The sequence below is a fragment of the Citrobacter koseri ATCC BAA-895 genome (assembly GCF_000018045.1).
Classification (GTDB): Bacteria; Pseudomonadota; Gammaproteobacteria; order Enterobacterales; family Enterobacteriaceae; genus Citrobacter_B; species Citrobacter_B koseri.
This window is the reverse complement of the sequence record NC_009792.1, coordinates 4,028,075-4,044,693: the sequence shown is the minus strand read 5'-3', so window position 1 is coordinate 4,044,693 and position 16,619 is coordinate 4,028,075. Positions and strand designations below refer to the sequence as shown.

Genomic DNA, 16,619 nt, shown 5'->3' with positions numbered 1-16,619 from the left:
AACCTACATTTTAAATTTATGTTCAGCCGTAATGCCTCCGAAGTCATTAATCGCACGCCACGATACTTCACCACCCGTTACCGCCGACTGAGGTAGCGATACCGTTTGAAATGGTAAAACCATTGGAGGTTTTGCTAGTTGTTTCCCATTCACCTTGATGTCGTATAGCGACACGCTATACGGCGAGGGGTTATGCACACTTAACTTTCCACCCACGCTTGAAAACGTTAGCTGCTGATACGCAAGTGAAGGGTCGCCTTTTAATCCTGCCGGACGATAAAACAGCTTCATTTTACTTTTGACCGCAATCAATAATTCATTTTTAGCATCCGGTGATGACGAAGGGATTGCTTTAATATTCAACCAGTAAACACTTTCTCTGTCCGTAGGGAGCGTGTCGCCTGATAACATAACGCGTACTGAATTCTGCGCCTGCGAATTTAATTTGAATAAAGGCGGTGTGGTGATGAATGCATTGTCACTGTCGTCGCCATTTTCACTTTTGCTTACCCATGACTGAATTAAATACGGCTTGTTATCTGGATTGTTAACGCTGATTGCCGCCTGATTGCCACTGCCGTTATAAATAAGCCGGGTGCCGCCTATTTCCACGCCGCTTATTGCCGTTGCGGAGATAAACAAAAGACCAACGGCAATCTTTTTATAGACTTTCTGAAACATGAAGAGATCCTGAGTGAATTACTCAGGGCCGCGAAGGGCCCTGCTTTTACTGGTAAATAACGGTAAACGCGGTTGAAGAGTTTGCCGTACCCGCGCCAACAGCGCCGGTTGCCATATATTTGGCAAAGTAAGTCAGTGTGTTATCAACATCTTCTTCCAGCGCTACGCTGGAGGATGCGGAACCCACAGGGATCAGCGTTGAGTTGTCCTGCTCATAAATCGCGACACCAACATTCGACGCTGTCTGCCCATTGCTCAGTGCTAAAATAGAAGGGTTAATCGTGTCGGTGATGCCATCAAAACGAATACTGGCGTTGGAAATGCTGGCCGGGCAGGATTTCAGCACAATATTAAAACGCTTTGCCGCCGCCGTTGCTCCGCTACCGCCTGAGAATGCGGTTGTCGCGACAGTCCCCAGGTTGACAGGCTGCGCAATCGCAGAGGTATCCACCACACAGGCCGTACCGGTGATGCTGCCAGTAAAACTAATTACGCCGTCAGCAGCATTTGCCGCCTGAAATACAGAGAGCGATAAAATCGCGGAAATCAGTGCAATCTTTTTCATATAAGATCCAGTTAGTTAAGTTAATATTTAAGAAATAATATACTGATGCTTTAAATTTTAATTAATAATGTGCTAATTCCCTCCAGTGAAATACTTATCTGACGAATGACATTGTCTGATTAACGAAATACTGTGTTCGCAGGTGTCCTGCTTATAACTTTCTACTCGTGCGATAGTTCGGTACAAAGATATACGATTGCCGACCTGAAGTTTAAAAACCAAACTGCGCCGGTGGGCATAAAATGTCTTAACCGTCATACCTAATTGTTTACCAATCTCATTCGCATCAAGCCCTTTTTGCATACATGAGAGCACTTCGCTTTCTCGCATTGAAAGCGTGTACTTCACCCGATAAATATATCGGGAATCATTGACAAACAGGCAGGACAGAATTTCATTAAGTCGGCTTCGCTTATCAACAAACGTAATACTCCGTAGATGTTTTAATGCATAGTAGTCAAGATCATTGCTTATAAACGCAATAATCTTCCTGTCTGCAAAAAAATGCTCTTTAACCTGCAGGAGGTTTGTTGTCTCAACATCTACTATGTAGTAATTTTCATCAATCAACTCCGATGTTAACAGCGTACTGATACCGACGATAAAAAAATAATCATCAGAAAAAACGGAGTTTGACAAATCCATAAAACTTCCCTTTTTGGCATGCCCTCTTTGGTTATTTAACGCCAGAAATTCACCTCATGTTTCTTTGTGAAATTTACAGAAAATAAAATCAGATGACACCACAAAAATAATGGATTTCGAATATAATCATAAAAACGATCGTTTCTTCTATTTGTTCCCTTTCAAAAGAACAACGATCCAGTGATTGCCGTCTTTATTGAAATAAAAAACTATTTATGTGCCATAAAGATGAAATTTAACACTATCACTATTGATAGGTGTGGTTTAATGGTTTGATGTCATTTGATAGTTGAAACTTGAAATGACGGTAAAAATGGATTTTTCTTAGGAAATATCCCAGGTTTAATTAACGAAATATATTCCGTCAGAACAAGGCTAATTTTACCTGGTTAACAACGGGACAACATCAGCGGCACCTTATTTTTCTGTCAGGCGCCGCCTACGCGTGTAGGAAGGTTATGGAATGAATGTTGCGATAGCCTGATCTAATTCATCAAGTAAGGCGTCGATGCGATCAAGGTCTGTGGCAAGGTCTGCGGCGGAAATGGCGTCAGGTAGTTTGTCTTCCAGCGACTGCGCTACCTTCATCAATGCCTTAACGCCCAGCAGTTGGGCAGTCCCGTTAATGCGATGAATATGACGCTTCACGGTCAGATAATCTTCAGTATGCGCCGCTTGTCGGGCGGCGACTAAATCACGGCGGTTCTCCTGCTGTGCATCTTTTAACGCTGTAAGCATGAGCGCCCGGTTGCCTTGCGCCAGCATACCCAGCATTTCGATATCAAACATCGTATTGGCTGTCTCACACATCCCTGAAAGGAAGTGCGAGATTTGCGATAACGTAATCGGCTTGAAAATACAGGCATTCATGCCTGCCGCAAGACAGCGTTCGCGTTCATGTTCTTGCGCTGAGGCGGTCAACCCCCAGATGGTGAGGTCGCGATTAAATTTCCGTACCTGACGGGTAAGTTCAATGCCGTCCATTGCGGGCATATTGAGGTCGGTAATAAGCAAATCATAATGCTGTTGCTGAAGGTGTCGTAAGGCCTCTTCGCCGTTTTCGGCTTCATCCGCAACAATACCTGACGTTGCAAGCTGGCGTTTCAGGAGCAGTCGACTGGAGGGATGATCGTCAACGATTAATACCCGCAGCGTCCCCTGAATAACGGGAGGGGGTGGGGGCGCGTCAATAGATACCGGCGTGATATCACGCGAGGTTTGCACGGGCAGGTTCAGCGTCAGGGTGGTTCCACGGTTTATTTCGCTTTGCAGCGCGATGGTTCCCCCCATTTGCGTCATCAATGCCCGGCTGATCGCTAATCCCAGGCCCGAACCGCGATGATGCTTACCCGCTTTCCCCTGACTAAAGGCGGTGAATAAACGGTTCTGTTCTTCAGTGCTAATACCCGGACCGGAGTCGCTCACCGAGAGCGCCAGCATCGCGTTGGACTTTGTCGCCGAAATCCTGACATGCCCTTGCTGCGTAAATTTAACCGCGTTGCCAATGAGGTTGGTGAGTACCTGCCCCAGCAACTGGGGGTCCAGATGCATCGCCTCTTGCGGGTCCAGCCGCGAGTCATAACGCAGGTCGATCCCTTTTTGGGCCGCCAGTGCGCTAAACAGCGTCATTTTTTCTTTTATCAGAGCATCAACATTTACCCACTGCGGAACGGTGTCTAAGAGTCCTGATTCAATTTTTTCCAGATCGAGGATCTCGCCAATCAGTTTTAACAATGATCGCGAGGCCTGGGCGGCCTGATCCACCGATGCTTTGTCCTCAGGGCTGAAGCGAGCGGGGGAGAGCTGCAAGAGTTCCAGAAATCCCATAATTGCACTGACCGGCGTTCGGATCTCGTGGCTCATATGGGAAAGAAATTCCCGCTTCTCTTCATTGGCCTGCTGTGCCTTGTTTCGTTCCGCCTCCAGTAAGCGTTGAGAACGTTTCCTTTGGCGGACTTTCCGCGACAGGTAAACGGCCCACAGCAAGCTGCTCACCACCAGCAACGTCGCCAGTATCGCCACCAGATAGAACGGTCTGTTATACAACTCCCAGGTATCAATTTTGACGTCCGGCAGGCGTATCCATTTACTGACGATCTGGAAAATCTCTTTTTGCGGAATATCATCCAGGGCTTTGTCCAGGATCTGCCGAAGTTCCGGTTCAGAACGGGGAACGGCAAAACTGATTGCCGCCGGCGCTTCACCAGCAATCGGGAGCCAGGCGAGCTGATCGGGATAATAATGCTCGCTCATATAGCGGGCCGTCAGCTGATTTGAAATGGCCGCGTCCACCTTTCCCGTCGCCACGAGATTCAAGGCTACGCTGGAGTTTTCCACCTCTTTCCATTGGATGCCGGGGTGTTGGGCTTTAAGCTTTGCCAGTAACGCGTGGTCGGCGCCGATAGCCACACTCATCCCCGCCCGTAGCGTGGTCTCCTGCGTATTCTCTTTTCTGACAACGGTGACGAATTGGGTGGTAATAAAGGGATGGGTAAAGGAGAGCGCGTTTTCACGGCTCAAGTCGTAGGTTGCGGCCTGCACAATATGCCAGTTGTTTTTCTTCATTTCAGAAACCATTTCTTCATTCGATTTGACGACAATGGTTTCAAACTGCATACCGGTTTGCAGACCGATCAGATTCAGGATATCCCCCACCACGCCCCGCGTTTCCTGGTTACTGTCGACCATAGTGTAAGGCGCAAACCACGGGTTAATGATGACACGCAATGTGTTATGACTTTTCAGCCACTGTTTCTCTCGGTTGGTCAGGTTAAGCGGCTCTAACAGAAAGGACAGATTGCCTTTATCGATCATTGACTGGGCTATTTGCCCATGCACATTTTCATCGATGGCGCTGAGCGTGTTATTCACAATTGTCAGCAGACGTTCCTGCGTTGGCAAAAATAAAAAGGCGCTTTTTTTCTGTGGTTCAGGCCAGTATTTCACCGTCGTCAACGCGAGGCTAAATTCCTGCGATAGCCAGGTGCTGGTTGTCAGTGAGTCGCCAACAAACCAGGCGTTTTGCCCATGCGCGACGGAGCTGAGCGCTTCCTGATAGGTGGGATAATTGATGATCTCTGCGTTAGGAAATGACTGCTGAATAAACCCCTCATCAGGATAGTGATTCACAGTAGCGACCCGGGTGCTTTGCGCACTCTGCAAGGGAACCATGACATTGGCTAACGACGTCACTAAATTTGGCCAGGAATGTACCAGCGGCTGCGAGGACAGAATGCCTTCTTCGGCGAAAGGGCGACTCTCCAGACCGGTCAATACCATATCGACTTCGCCCGCTTTCAGCGCATGAATTGCCGATTCCTGATTTTTCCAGGCCGTCACGCTGATGTGGGTGTTGAGTGAATGCTGAATCAGCGCAAGATAATCGGCATTCATCCCACGGTAACGTCCTGTAAGCGTGGTCTGCACGAGGGGCGATTGCTCTGGTTGATAAACCGCAACCTTAAGCGTTTTTTTCTGCTTCAGCCAGCGCTTGTCATCCTCACTCAGATAAACAGGGACCGGCGTAATGTAATTGTAGCCCGACAACTCCAGCTCAACGGGTAGCTCATCCTGGGCATGAACGCCACGCCCGGTAATCGATAAAACAATGAGCACGAATATGGGCCATTTATTCATCATCAGGTCAGCTTATTTTGGTGGGCAAATGAGAGCAGCTCAATTAATGATTTGCAGCCTAACTTTTCCATTAACCGTGTTTTATAGGTGCTGACCGTTTTGCTGCTGATATGCATTGCATCGCCAATTTGTGAATTATCAAGACCATTAAGCATATAGCCCATCACCTTCATCTCCTGTGCCGAGAGGGATTCCAGGCGTTGTGCATCGGTTAACGCAACTGAGGGGGCTTCAAGGAAAAAAGGAAAATAGCTATAACCATTTTGCGCTGCATTAATGGCGGCCAGAATGTTTTCCATATCCTGTTTTTTACTGATGAAAGCGTTAGCGCCCACCTGAGCGCAACGTTTGCTGTAGTAACGATCGTTTTTCGCGGACACGACAATCAGCACGCCGGTGAACTGCCGTGCTCTGAGCTTTTCTACCAGTTCGACGCCATTCACTCCGGGGATCTCGACATCCACGACAACAATATCCGCAGCCGTTTTTGTTAACGCTTCCAGCGCAGTCGTCCCGTCTTCATATTCGTTGATTACAGTAATGCGCTGTTTCTCCAGCACTCCACGGATAGCCAGACGCGCGAGGGGATGATCATCCACGATAATTGCAGTGCGTAACTTACTCATATTCATCCTGAAAGTTGTCATTCTGAATACAATATATACTAACGATAATAGCCTAAACGAGACGGGAGATGGATTTATATCGCGATGACTCAGGTGGTCATTGGCTACCAGACATACTGCTGTGATCGACGGGTCGGTAGCGGACCTGGGGCTCTGCCGGGCGTTGGTGCAGCCACATCTGCAATGGATGCGCTGTCAAAAGATGAGTAGATGAACTCGATCATACTGTTCGAGCCTTCCTGAGCTAGCTACAGCTAACCGGTTTTATCACTTTCTACAGTTTTTATAAAAAATATAACACTATATATGATGTGACTTTTGGGTGTGCCTACTGATGCTTTCGCTGATTTTAACTATAAAAAGTGATTTTTACCTGTAATGTCAGATGAAAGTACTATTTAGCTATGGTGGGTTATTCTGGTCGAACCAGCACCCTAAAATAGCAGTTAAGGGCTTTTCGTGAGAAATAAAATCCTGGGCATGACAGGAAAATGGGGTAAATGATCGATGTATTACTGCAATGTAAATATTTCAAACTGTTGAATCTTGTTTAAGCAGGCAAATCTAGTGAGAAGTGATTCTCATTTAAGTATACAGACCAAAATACCGTTTTATTTAATGTCGATGGAAAGAAAGTAAAAACAAAGGGAATGGATCTGATTTGAACGATGTTCTCCGCCCCAAACCGATTGCCACTATTGAGGTAACCACTAAGGGTAATTGTGGCTAATTTTTATTAGTGGGCATTCAGAGCGATGGCTGTATCTCATTATTAATATTGCAATAAAAACCTTTTATGTTGAGAACTTTTAGCAATGTTAATTTTTTATTTTTACCGATGTATCGATACTCGGTTGGTGAATGATTGCCTGCATAACATTACATTTACTATTCACTAAGGACAAAGGAAATACCGTTTGAAAATAAATACATTTGCGATTTTTATCCCGGCGATATTTATGGTTTCTTCTGCACATGCCGTTGAAGGGGAAACTAGCTCGGTTGTGTTCACCGGCAATATCGTTGAAGCAACCTGTGAACTGTCTTCCGGCTCCCGTAGTAAGGCTGTTGAACTTGGAGACGTGGCCACGACGGCATTTATTGCTGGGGCAGGCAGTACCACTGCACCTAAAGATTTCACCATCGACCTGGAAAATTGTGGGGAAAGCGCGGGGTCGGCTAGCGTAACATTCTCCGGCGATGTTCTGGCTGATGGCGAAGATGAGACTCTGAACACATCTGGTTTTGCCACTACAGGTGTGGGGATTCAGATCCTCGAGAACGGCACTCCACTGAAACTGAATGGTTCCCAGGCATCCAGCGCAAAACCTCTTGATGAGGGTAACAATGTCCTGCCATTCTCCGCCCGTTATATTTCAACGTTGGCAATAACCCAGGCCGGTGAAGCAAATGCGGTTGCAAACTTTACTCTGAATTACGAATAAAAAAATTTCACTTCCCCCTCTCCTGGGAGAGGAGGAGAGAGGGAGGTGAAGGAGTATGATTATGTTCCTGTTGGTACCGAATGTATTTATAACGGCTATCCTGTTGTTCGCAGGTATGATTATGCCAGCATTATCATACGCTGGTGGGATAGTGTTGAATCAGACCCGAATTATTTACCCTCTGAATCAGAAACAGTCCAATATTACGGTTCGCAACACCTCAGAGCTGGAACGATATATGATTCAGTCATGGGTGGAAGATGCTTCCGGTGGGAAAAACCGTGACTTCATCCTGACGCCTCCACTTTTTGTCAGCAACCCAGGGGATGAAAATGCCCTGAGACTGATGTTTCTGGGAGGAACGTTGCCCACTGACAGAGAGTCGCTTTATCGCCTGACAGTAAAAGCCATACCAGCCGTTAATAAAGATGAAGTGAAAGAACGGAATGTACTGATGCTGGCCACAGCAATACGAATAAAATTGTTTGTGCGCCCGGATGGACTACTGCCGCCCGTTGAAAAAGCGCCTTCTGAGCTGAATTTTAGTCGCAATGGTTCAGAGATTACAGTCAGTAATCCGACACCGTATTACATAACAATGGTGAAGATAACAGTAAACGGAAAAGTAGTCTCAAAGAACGTCATGGTTCCTCCTATGGGGCATGAAACATTTCCCTCACCCACACATACCTCGGTACTGACCTATAAGGTCATAAATGATCACGGTGGAATGTCCAATGAATTGACTGGCGAAATAAAATAATTTGCGTACTGGCTGTTGACTTACAGGGCATCGTGTAATGTATTTATTCAGAACGATAGCAATATTTATTCCGGTATCGTTTTTTCTTTTCCTGAAACAAACTGCTGCCGAAATGATTTTCCCAAAGGAGTTGCTGAATATCAGTAATGGTTCCATTGCGGATATATCGAACTTCAGCGCGGACGGGACACAATTGCCTGGAACATATGAGGTTGATATTTATTTGAATGGCTCATTTATCAACCGAAAAACAGTTGAGTTTAATTCTTTACCTGCTAATTCCATGTCTGAGGCAGGCGTGAAAGATAAAACAGGACTTTTCCCCTGCCTGACATCAGGGGACTTAGGCATTATCGGAGTCAGAACTGAACTTTTTCCAGATATGAATGGACAGCAAAATAGTAATTGTATATTGCTGGCTAAACAGATCTCTGGTGCATTTTATAAATTTAACTTCGCAGGGATGCGACTCGATATCAGTATCCCGCAATTGTATGTGCGAAACACTTCCAGAGGTTACATAGATCCGGTTTTCTGGGATGACGGTATTAACGCTGCTCTGCTGAACTACAATTTCAGCGGCAGCAACCGTTTTACCCGTTCGGAAAATGACAAAAACTACTTTCTGAGTCTCAACAGTGGACTGAATGTTGGTGCGTGGCGACTGAGAGATTTTCATACGTGGACCTATTACGAAAGTCGGTATGGTCGCCGTCAGCAATGGCAGCGTATAAATTCCTATGTGGAAAGACCACTGGTTTCGATTAAAAGTGCGTTGTTAATCGGGGAAGGTACAACATCAGGCGATATTTTTGATTCTCTTCGCTTCAGAGGGGGGCAACTGACAATAGACGACAATATGTATCCTGACTCGATGAGAGGGTTTGCCCCTGTTGTTCGGGGGATGGCTGACGATAACGCTGACGTTACCATCAGCCAGAATGGTTATGTCATTTATAAAGCCACGGTTCCACCCGGGCCGTTTGAGATTAATGATCTGAATCCGATGGCGGCCAGTGGGGATCTCAGTATCACTGTCAGTGAGGCAAATGGAAAAGTGAATGTATTCACCGTTCCGTACACCTCTATGCCCATTTTGCTTCGCAAAGGTCGGATGAAGTATGGTCTGACGCTGGCACGTTTTCGTGGCATGAGTAGCCGGTATGGTGATCCATTGTTTATGCAAGGAACACTGGTGTGGGGCGGCCCGGGAGGTACAACGTTTTATGGTGGTGCACAGTATTCACCGGATTACCTGGCCGTTCAGTCCGGTGCAGGTATTGATATGGGACGGCCGGGGGCGCTTTCCGTCGATATAACACATGCCAACAGCACTCTCGCAAATGGAAAGGATTATCGCGGTCAGTCAGTGCGTTTTTTATATTCACGTATATTTAATGATACAGGCACCCGACTTCGTCTGACGGGATATCGGTACTCGACAAAAGGTTTCCATACTCTGGAAGAAACAGCACTCAGGAAGATGAGAGGACGTCTGTATGACCATGACGAACTGGATCGGTATGGTCGGCCGGTAACGGATACCCACTCTGATTATTACGACCTGACCAACAGCAAACGTGCCCGTTTTGAAGCCAGTATATCCCAGCCAGTATGGCGCTATGGCTCAGTGTGGTTGTCTGGTGTCAGGCAGACTTACTGGAAGAGTAACCAGAGCCGTGATTCTGTTCAGATTGGATATCCGCAGTTTCTTATTCAGTACCACGTCACCGGAAGGGGTGCGCATCAACACGCCTGCGGTCATTTCCGGCATGGCAGTGTCGCCTGGTGTGTGAGCTGTTCCGTTGATGATAATATCGCAGGCGGGTTTCAGGGGGGCGAGGTCGCTTTCGCGCTGTACCGGGGAGCGGTTCATTTCCCCTGAGAATTCGTCCTCCATACACAACGGCAGCGGCGGGTTCTCCATCAGTTGCGCCAGCCACTGACCATCGGCGTCCTGTAGCAGACGAAAACCGGTTTTCATGGCAACCACCCGATGCCGTTCATCCTGTTTATCGTCCATCGCGTACTCCATCACTGAGAATGGCGTGAGATTACGAAATTCCATTTGCGTTTCCTCAGTTGATGTCCACATCTTCGCCCTTGATTTCCACCGGACCATTGGCGGTAAAGTTAAACTTCAGACCGGAAATGGTGATGGTCCCGCTTTGCTCCATTTTGATGGAGCAGGGGCCGCAGATGAGTTCAATGGATTTACCCGAAATGATTTTTGTATCGTCAGTGACATTGAGTGTGTAGCTTTTCTTGACGGTTACATTCTGATCTTCTGTCACCGTTTCCGTATCTTTACCCGTGATGGTGACCGTCTGGTTGCCTCCGACGTTTTTCTCTCGATCCTTTGTGACTTCCAGCTTCTGATTATTTTGTACGGTGATGGTCTGATCATTGGCGACTGTGACTTTTTGGTCATGTCCATCTTCTTTCTTGCTACCAACGTTAATGGTCTGCCCGACACCCACAGTGATCGTCTGGTTGTTCTTCACCGTTTCGTTATGGTCGTGGTTTACTGTGGTAGTTTTGTCATTCAGCACCTCTGTTTGCATGTCCTTCTGGGCATGCATATAGATTTGCTCTTTTGCAGTGGCATCTTCAAAACGCAGTTCATTGAACCCCTCGCCTTTGTAAGTTTTAGAGCGAATGGTCATTTGCGTTTTTGTGCCTGGAAGGTCGCCAGGAGAACGATTGTCCTGGTGATAGGTGCGTCCCATGATGATTGGCTGATCCGGATCGCCGTTGAGGAAATCCACTATCACTTCCTGGCCCACACGAGGAATAGCAAGATTGCCAAATCCTGAACCCGCCCATGCCTGCGATACTCGTATCCAGCAGGAGCTGTCTTCACTGCTTTTGGGGCTGTTTCTGTCCCAGTGAAATTTCACACGAACCCGACCATGCTCGTCGCAGAAAATTTCTTCTCCGTCGGGGCCGGTTACGATAGCGCTTTGTGGTCCATCAACTTTGGGCTTAGGTGATGGTTGTGAACGCCAGGTTCGATCCGCTGGTATTACAGTAAAATCGTTGGTGAATGAGGTTCCCTGTCCTTGACTACCGTGCTGTGCCTGAGGTTGTATCCCCGTCAGCGTACTACTCACCACCTGCCACTCTCGGTTAAGGTCGGCTGTTGGGTGTCCTGACAGGGTAAAACGTGTACCAGGCCATAGTTTGGGGGAATTACTGGCACAAGTGGCCGTTTCGGCACTGCTGCGCCAGCCATCTATTTTGTAGCGGGTGAAATTCTGACCGTGTTGTTCATCTTTAAAACGGCCCGGATAATCAAAAATTTCGTACTGTGACCGCTGGCCGTTAAGATTGCCAGCTTTATGAGTATAGAGTCCCGGCCAGCCAGGAACTTTAAAGGTGTAGTCCTGACTCTGCACTGAAGAGTGTGTGACAGTAGCTTCATAGCGGAACAAACTAATGGATTTAGGGGTGACTTCCGTTGTTGCGTTTGGGTTAAATAGGATTGGAGTGGGTATGGTGTGCAATCCAGCAACATTGTCGCATAGAGTCAGCGTCTGCTGCGGCCCATTAGCGTCTGGGGACAGTTTTTCAAAAAAGAAGATTCCCTCTTCAGACCACAATCGTGTCAGAAAAGCGAGATCTGACTCATCGTACTGTACGCAGAATTCACGTGGCGGGTGGTTTTCATAAAAGTGGGACTTCCATTCTGTTACACCATTTTCTCTCAGTAGAATATCAGAGATGCTTTGGATGTCCTGTTGCTGGAAAATACGAAAGTTCTTGCGCAAACCACAGCGCCAAAGTGGAGGGGAAATGGTCAGATGATAATTTGTCTGCCATCCGTTGTTATTTCCCTGGACCATTGCAGTGACAATGCCGTTGATATAGCGTTGTGGAGTATTACCTTGCCAGATAGTCAGAACGACATTTTTTTCCAGAAAATCCGAAGCCACTAGAGTGAATTGAGTACTGGAAACATTTACCTCCATCACAAATGGACCAGAGTATTGCTGGTAAAGAGTAAAATCTACCACGGCCAGCGCTGTCTCTGCCTGACCATCAACATTTAACGTAAAGCGCAGTCCTTTTAATGACATATAATCTCCCTGAGGACGAAAAAATACTCATGTTGTTGATAAGTTACTTGATGTAGACGTTGTAATACCTGAATTAAGGAATGCTTAATATGGGCGCGATGAATGATCATAAGAATAGAGCACTATGCGAGGAGAATTATTTACTATTTTTTTTGCAGCATTTCTCTTTCTTTTTTAGCTTCCAGAATCAGACGTAAAGTGCGAAGAAATGAAATTATTCTATAAAATGATTTGCTATTTATAGTGTATCGAGACAAATAAAGGATCAGTAATTGTAATGAGAAGAAACTCAATTTCCTCATAAATTCATAAAACTCTACTGGTTGTACGAGTGTTAGGATAAAGGTGATTGATGTTAATAATATATTAAAAAAATAAAAATAGCGTATGAGGGTTAATCCACTGGTATAACCTCGTCCTAATCCATAGGGTATAAAAGCGGAGTATACACCAGCAATAGGCATAATAGATAGACATAATATCGTGCTTGTATCAACAGGAAGGTTGAAGAAATATATTATAGGCGTCCATTCCCATGCGATGGAGGCTACTAATAACATAACTATAACCCCAATTGAAATAGGGTTGGGGCTTGAAAGTCTGAACCATTGAAGATTGAGTGCATTTTCCTGCTCCGGGGTAGATTGTTTGAGTAAAGCCGCCCCTCCATTTTTGATCAAGCAGTCAGTTTGTTTTCCTTCATGAATTAATCGCAGGAACTGTGCACCCAATAATACTCTCGTTATATTCATTTAATTAATAGTGTCCACAGACTGTAATAACCCAAAAACATATTCACCGGAGGTGCTGATACTTTCCGGTGAATGTATAACACCACTGACCGCACTTCCAGAAACCGCCATTGTGCTGGTCATCGCGCTGATGAGTTGTTTTATTAACTCTCTGTGAAGTCCTTCTGTAGGATATCGTCTGGGATATTTTCCTGCGCGGATCATCGCTTTCATCGTTTTGTTAGATATCCCTGGGTTAAGTTGTTTTATGATAGCTTCAGTCAGACGAACTCGCTCCATTCTGGGGTAACGTTTTAACCAGTCGATCACTTTCATTGAAGAGGTCGATTTCATCACCTTGTATGTCATGATCACTTCTTTTAGTGGACCGGCAAGCGAGACCAGTGAAATTAAATCAAGTGCAGTGGAGGTGGCCGTGTACCATCCCTGCTGATCAATCCAGTCAACATTTTGGGCATCGTTAAGTCCTATATCATACAAACGCCATAGGCCATTAGCACACTGTACTGCTGTAGCAATCGTTCCGGCAGTCGCGAATACTGCCAGAGGTGTACTCATACCGCCAGTAAGCGGTACGGCGGTCATAGACGCAGCACATGCAACAGCCGTGAGTATACAGGCTCCGCAGGATAGTGCCGTTGACGCAATTTCTATTCCAATTGATGGATCTTTTACGGCTTCTTTGACACTTTTCTCCATCCCTTCACGAGATAATTGCGTGGTTTGAGTCACAATGACATGGGTTATTTGATTCAGGCCCGGAGTGGGGGAACGTTTTGAGGGGCGAACTAAAAATGAGCGATAACCGTCATTGTATATAATACCTGCACCATAAAAATCACGCTGACAATCAAGAGCATCAGCCAGTGCGGCGAAATTAAAATCCGTTCCCTGAGTTTGACCCAGTAGGCGTGACCACTCATAGCCAGGTAAATCATTACCTTCAGGATAAAATAAATGAGACACCTTGCCCTCACATTATCAATTCACTAACTGAATTAGTTGCAATGACCGTACAACGTTACGCTTGTTTTTTTGCACGCTACCGCCGAAGTCTCCGGCATCCGCCATCTCTCGTTTGCAAAAGGTAATTTTGTACCGACACTGTTTTTTATATTTGGACGAAATCGAAACAGCACTCTGCCTTTAGCAAGAGTGCTGTAGGTTAAGACTTAAGCTTCCAGCGGCGCACGCCAGTCATCAGCGCCTGAAGTACCGGCAGAAACGTGTTCCCACTCAATTTTGCGGTAAGCCAGAGAAACTTTAACCAGTTGCGTGAACTCACGTTTGGTGTCGTCCTGGCAGTGCGGCATAGTGCAGTCGATATCGACAATGGTGGAGTCGGTCAGACGGGTGGTGAAGAAGTGCTCCTGTTTACCTTCCACAGAAGTGCGATACCAGTGTAGTTCTGTCGTCGGCAGCATTTCACCGGAAGCCAGTGCGTTGTACAGCAGTGGAACCGCTTTGTTCAGCGCAACGGTGAAGATAAACGGCTTATGAGAACGCTGGCCGCTTGGTTGACCTGATTGTGGATCGGTCGGGACGGTAACGTTATGGCTGAATTCCTGTATCCGGGGATGCAGCAGCGTCATCAGTTGACGTCCACGGTGGTGAACAGTTTTTCCTCCGATCCTTTGCAGGTACTACAAAGTGAAAGTCTGACAGTCTCATCCCTGGCTAACGGGCAACAAACCGTACCGCTTTCCGATCTGCGGGCGAACGGCGGGATCGACACGGCGTTTATGGATCTGCCGCCGGTTTATGCCGATCCGCATGATGAAGACGAATTCACTCCGGCGCAAACGGCGCAGAAACATCTGGCGGTGACGCCGCTGCTGCGCGGACTGGGCAGTTCGCTCAGCGTGCACAATTCGCAGGATGCCGACGCTTTCCTGGAAGAGAGCGGACGCGCCCTGCAGGCCGCGATTCAGGGGCTGCTGGATTTGCAGCACAGCCAGAACAGTCTGTCGGACAAACACCTGCGCCCGCTGGAGGATAACCCGCTGCGCCTGAATCTGGACTATGCCGCCGTGCTGGAGGTGATGTTCGCTGAAGGTAAAAGTCCGGTGCATCTGGCGGCACCTGCCGCCATTCGCGAAAGCCTGCGAAACGTCCGCCACCACGAAGAAGCCAACCGGGCTGCGATTGCCGAAGCGCTGCGGGTGATGCTTGAGGCCTTCTCGCCGCAGAGTCTGCTACGCCGTTTTGTTCAGTACCGCCGCAGCCATGAGCTGCGCCGCGAGCTGGATGATGCCGGAGCATGGGGCATGTACCGCCATTATTACGCTGAACTGGCGTCGGACAGGCAGCAGGGTTTCGCCATGCTGTTTAACGAAGTCTATGCCCAGGTGTACGACCGGGTATTACGTGAGAAGCAGCGGGAACCAGTGCATACAGTCTGTGGAGCGAGCGGGTATTTTAACCATTTCATATCAGGAGTGAAAAATGGGCTATCTGATGAGAACGAACAATTCGTTGTATGTAAAAGCATACCTTCAACAGGAACTACGTAACCAATCTATGGCCCTGTCACTGGAGAAAGTCGTGGGTGCTTTCAGTGAACGATTCAGTGACAATGTTATGGATACACTAACGTCACTGAGTAATGGCGCAGGGCGACTGGCAGGAAGAGGAGTTTGCTTGTTTCTGGGAGATAATGAAACCTGTAATGGGCTACGTTATTATGATCAAAGAATGGCAATATGTATCATCGAGTTAATAAAACGTACTGATGCCATTCTTGATATGTTGTATTTGTGTATTGTTTACGTTCTTCAAAGATATAATGATAAAATGCAGCTCAGAATACTGGCGAAAATAATCTGGTATATGGCCGACTGTAAGAATTATTCATCTTCATTGTGCCAAAATTTTGAACTTGATGATGGGAAAATCGAAGAGGTTTTACGGCGACTTCAGGATCTCGACGAAAAAGAGGAGATTCTTGAGAATCTGATCGGAGAATCCATATATCCTGTTACAGCCAGGTTACAGAAGATGGCCGTGAAGGGGGCTGTTCATATGGCTACAGATATGGTTACACAAGGAATTCTGGCGTACACTGCTGGACCTATATTGCCGGTTCGGCAAGCCTGAGTAAGTCCGTAAAAGATGTATTAACTGGATGGGGAGGGAGAGTCGTTGGTGTTCTTTCTGCCTATGGTAGAATTACGATAGCCACTGGCCTTATTGAAAGGCTAAAATTATGTAACCCAAAACTCTATCATTTACTGTATATCAATAATCTGGAAATGTTTTTCTTTCTCTTTGATAAATATCTTCCATCTGCAATATATCAGGGTGATTATGCCTTTGCGACTGAAGAAGATGCAGTGCGGTTTTTCAAGGAGATGATAAAGTGAAAGAATTTATTCGACGGGGGGCGCAATTGTTCAAGATGTTGCCTCCCGTGTGTTACCAGTTATAT

Annotated in this window: 12 protein-coding genes and 3 pseudogenes; 5 read left to right on the top strand and 10 right to left on the bottom strand. The window is 46.7% G+C overall.

Annotated features, from left to right (window positions below; genetic code table 11):
• Window positions 1-3: 3 nt before the first annotated feature.
• From CKO_RS18635 to evgA, 5 genes are all read right to left on the bottom strand, one after another.
• Window positions 4-681 (bottom strand): fimbrial biogenesis chaperone, encoded by a 678-nt coding sequence (locus CKO_RS18635; protein WP_012135110.1) that lies wholly within the window; start codon window positions 679-681, stop codon window positions 4-6.
• A 46-nt stretch (window positions 682-727) separates the two neighbouring features.
• Complete coding sequence (locus tag CKO_RS18630; RefSeq protein ID WP_012135109.1) at window positions 728-1,246, bottom strand: fimbrial protein; 519 nt, start codon at window positions 1,244-1,246, stop codon at window positions 728-730.
• 72 nt (window positions 1,247-1,318) lie between these two features.
• Complete coding sequence (locus CKO_RS18625; protein ID WP_012135108.1) at window positions 1,319-1,891, bottom strand: helix-turn-helix transcriptional regulator; 573 nt, start codon at window positions 1,889-1,891, stop codon at window positions 1,319-1,321.
• 456 nt (window positions 1,892-2,347) lie between these two features.
• Entirely contained in the window at window positions 2,348-5,530 is a 3,183-nt protein-coding gene (locus CKO_RS18620; protein WP_012135107.1) for a response regulator, read from the bottom strand.
• On the bottom strand, window positions 5,530-6,153 hold the full coding sequence (gene evgA / locus CKO_RS18615; protein WP_369701093.1) for an acid-sensing system DNA-binding response regulator EvgA: 624 nt from the start codon (window positions 6,151-6,153) through the stop codon (window positions 5,530-5,532). The genes CKO_RS18620 and evgA overlap by 1 nt, the downstream gene beginning before the upstream one ends.
• A 917-nt stretch (window positions 6,154-7,070) precedes the next feature.
• Between evgA and CKO_RS18610 the strand changes: the two genes are divergently transcribed.
• From CKO_RS18610 to CKO_RS18600, 3 genes and pseudogenes are all read left to right on the top strand, one after another.
• Complete coding sequence (locus CKO_RS18610) at window positions 7,071-7,598, top strand: fimbrial protein (protein ID WP_012135104.1); 528 nt, start codon at window positions 7,071-7,073, stop codon at window positions 7,596-7,598.
• A 61-nt stretch (window positions 7,599-7,659) separates the two neighbouring features.
• Entirely contained in the window at window positions 7,660-8,361 is a 702-nt protein-coding gene (locus CKO_RS18605) for a fimbria/pilus periplasmic chaperone (protein ID WP_161800003.1), read from the top strand.
• Between the two features lie 37 nt (window positions 8,362-8,398).
• Window positions 8,399-10,015, top strand: a pseudogene (locus CKO_RS18600) (fimbria/pilus outer membrane usher protein); the annotation flags it as partial.
• Here CKO_RS18600 and CKO_RS23665 read toward each other — a convergent pair.
• The 5 genes and pseudogenes from CKO_RS23665 to CKO_RS18585 form a co-directional block, all read right to left on the bottom strand.
• A complete protein-coding gene (locus CKO_RS23665; protein WP_233603525.1) occupies window positions 9,989-10,345 on the bottom strand; it encodes a DUF2169 domain-containing protein in 357 nt (118 codons plus the stop codon). The pseudogene CKO_RS18600 and the gene CKO_RS23665 overlap by 27 nt on opposite strands.
• 94 nt (window positions 10,346-10,439) lie before the next feature.
• A complete protein-coding gene (gene tssI / locus CKO_RS18595; RefSeq protein WP_012135100.1) occupies window positions 10,440-12,440 on the bottom strand; it encodes a type VI secretion system tip protein TssI/VgrG in 2,001 nt (666 codons plus the stop codon).
• 143 nt (window positions 12,441-12,583) lie between these two features.
• Window positions 12,584-13,171 carry a hypothetical protein gene (locus tag CKO_RS23415; protein WP_134863647.1) on the bottom strand — a complete coding sequence of 196 codons (588 nt, stop codon included), beginning with the start codon at window positions 13,169-13,171 and terminating at the stop codon, window positions 12,584-12,586.
• Between the two features lie 21 nt (window positions 13,172-13,192).
• Window positions 13,193-14,158 carry an Ssp4 family T6SS effector gene (gene ssp4, locus CKO_RS18590; protein ID WP_024130945.1) on the bottom strand — a complete coding sequence of 322 codons (966 nt, stop codon included), beginning with the start codon at window positions 14,156-14,158 and terminating at the stop codon, window positions 13,193-13,195.
• Between the two features lie 206 nt (window positions 14,159-14,364).
• Window positions 14,365-14,763 (bottom strand): annotated as a pseudogene (locus CKO_RS18585) (Hcp family type VI secretion system effector); the annotation flags it as partial.
• Here CKO_RS18585 and tagH point away from each other — a divergent pair.
• Together tagH and CKO_RS18575 are read left to right on the top strand one after the other, a co-directional pair.
• Window positions 14,761-15,579 (top strand): annotated as a pseudogene (tagH, locus tag CKO_RS18580) (type VI secretion system-associated FHA domain protein TagH); the annotation flags it as partial. The pseudogenes CKO_RS18585 and tagH sit on opposite strands and share 3 nt — an antisense overlap.
• Before the next feature lie 58 nt (window positions 15,580-15,637).
• Window positions 15,638-16,288: a hypothetical protein gene (locus tag CKO_RS18575; RefSeq protein ID WP_112001559.1), complete on the top strand. Its 651-nt coding sequence runs from the start codon at window positions 15,638-15,640 to the stop codon at window positions 16,286-16,288.
• Window positions 16,289-16,619 lie beyond the last annotated feature (331 nt).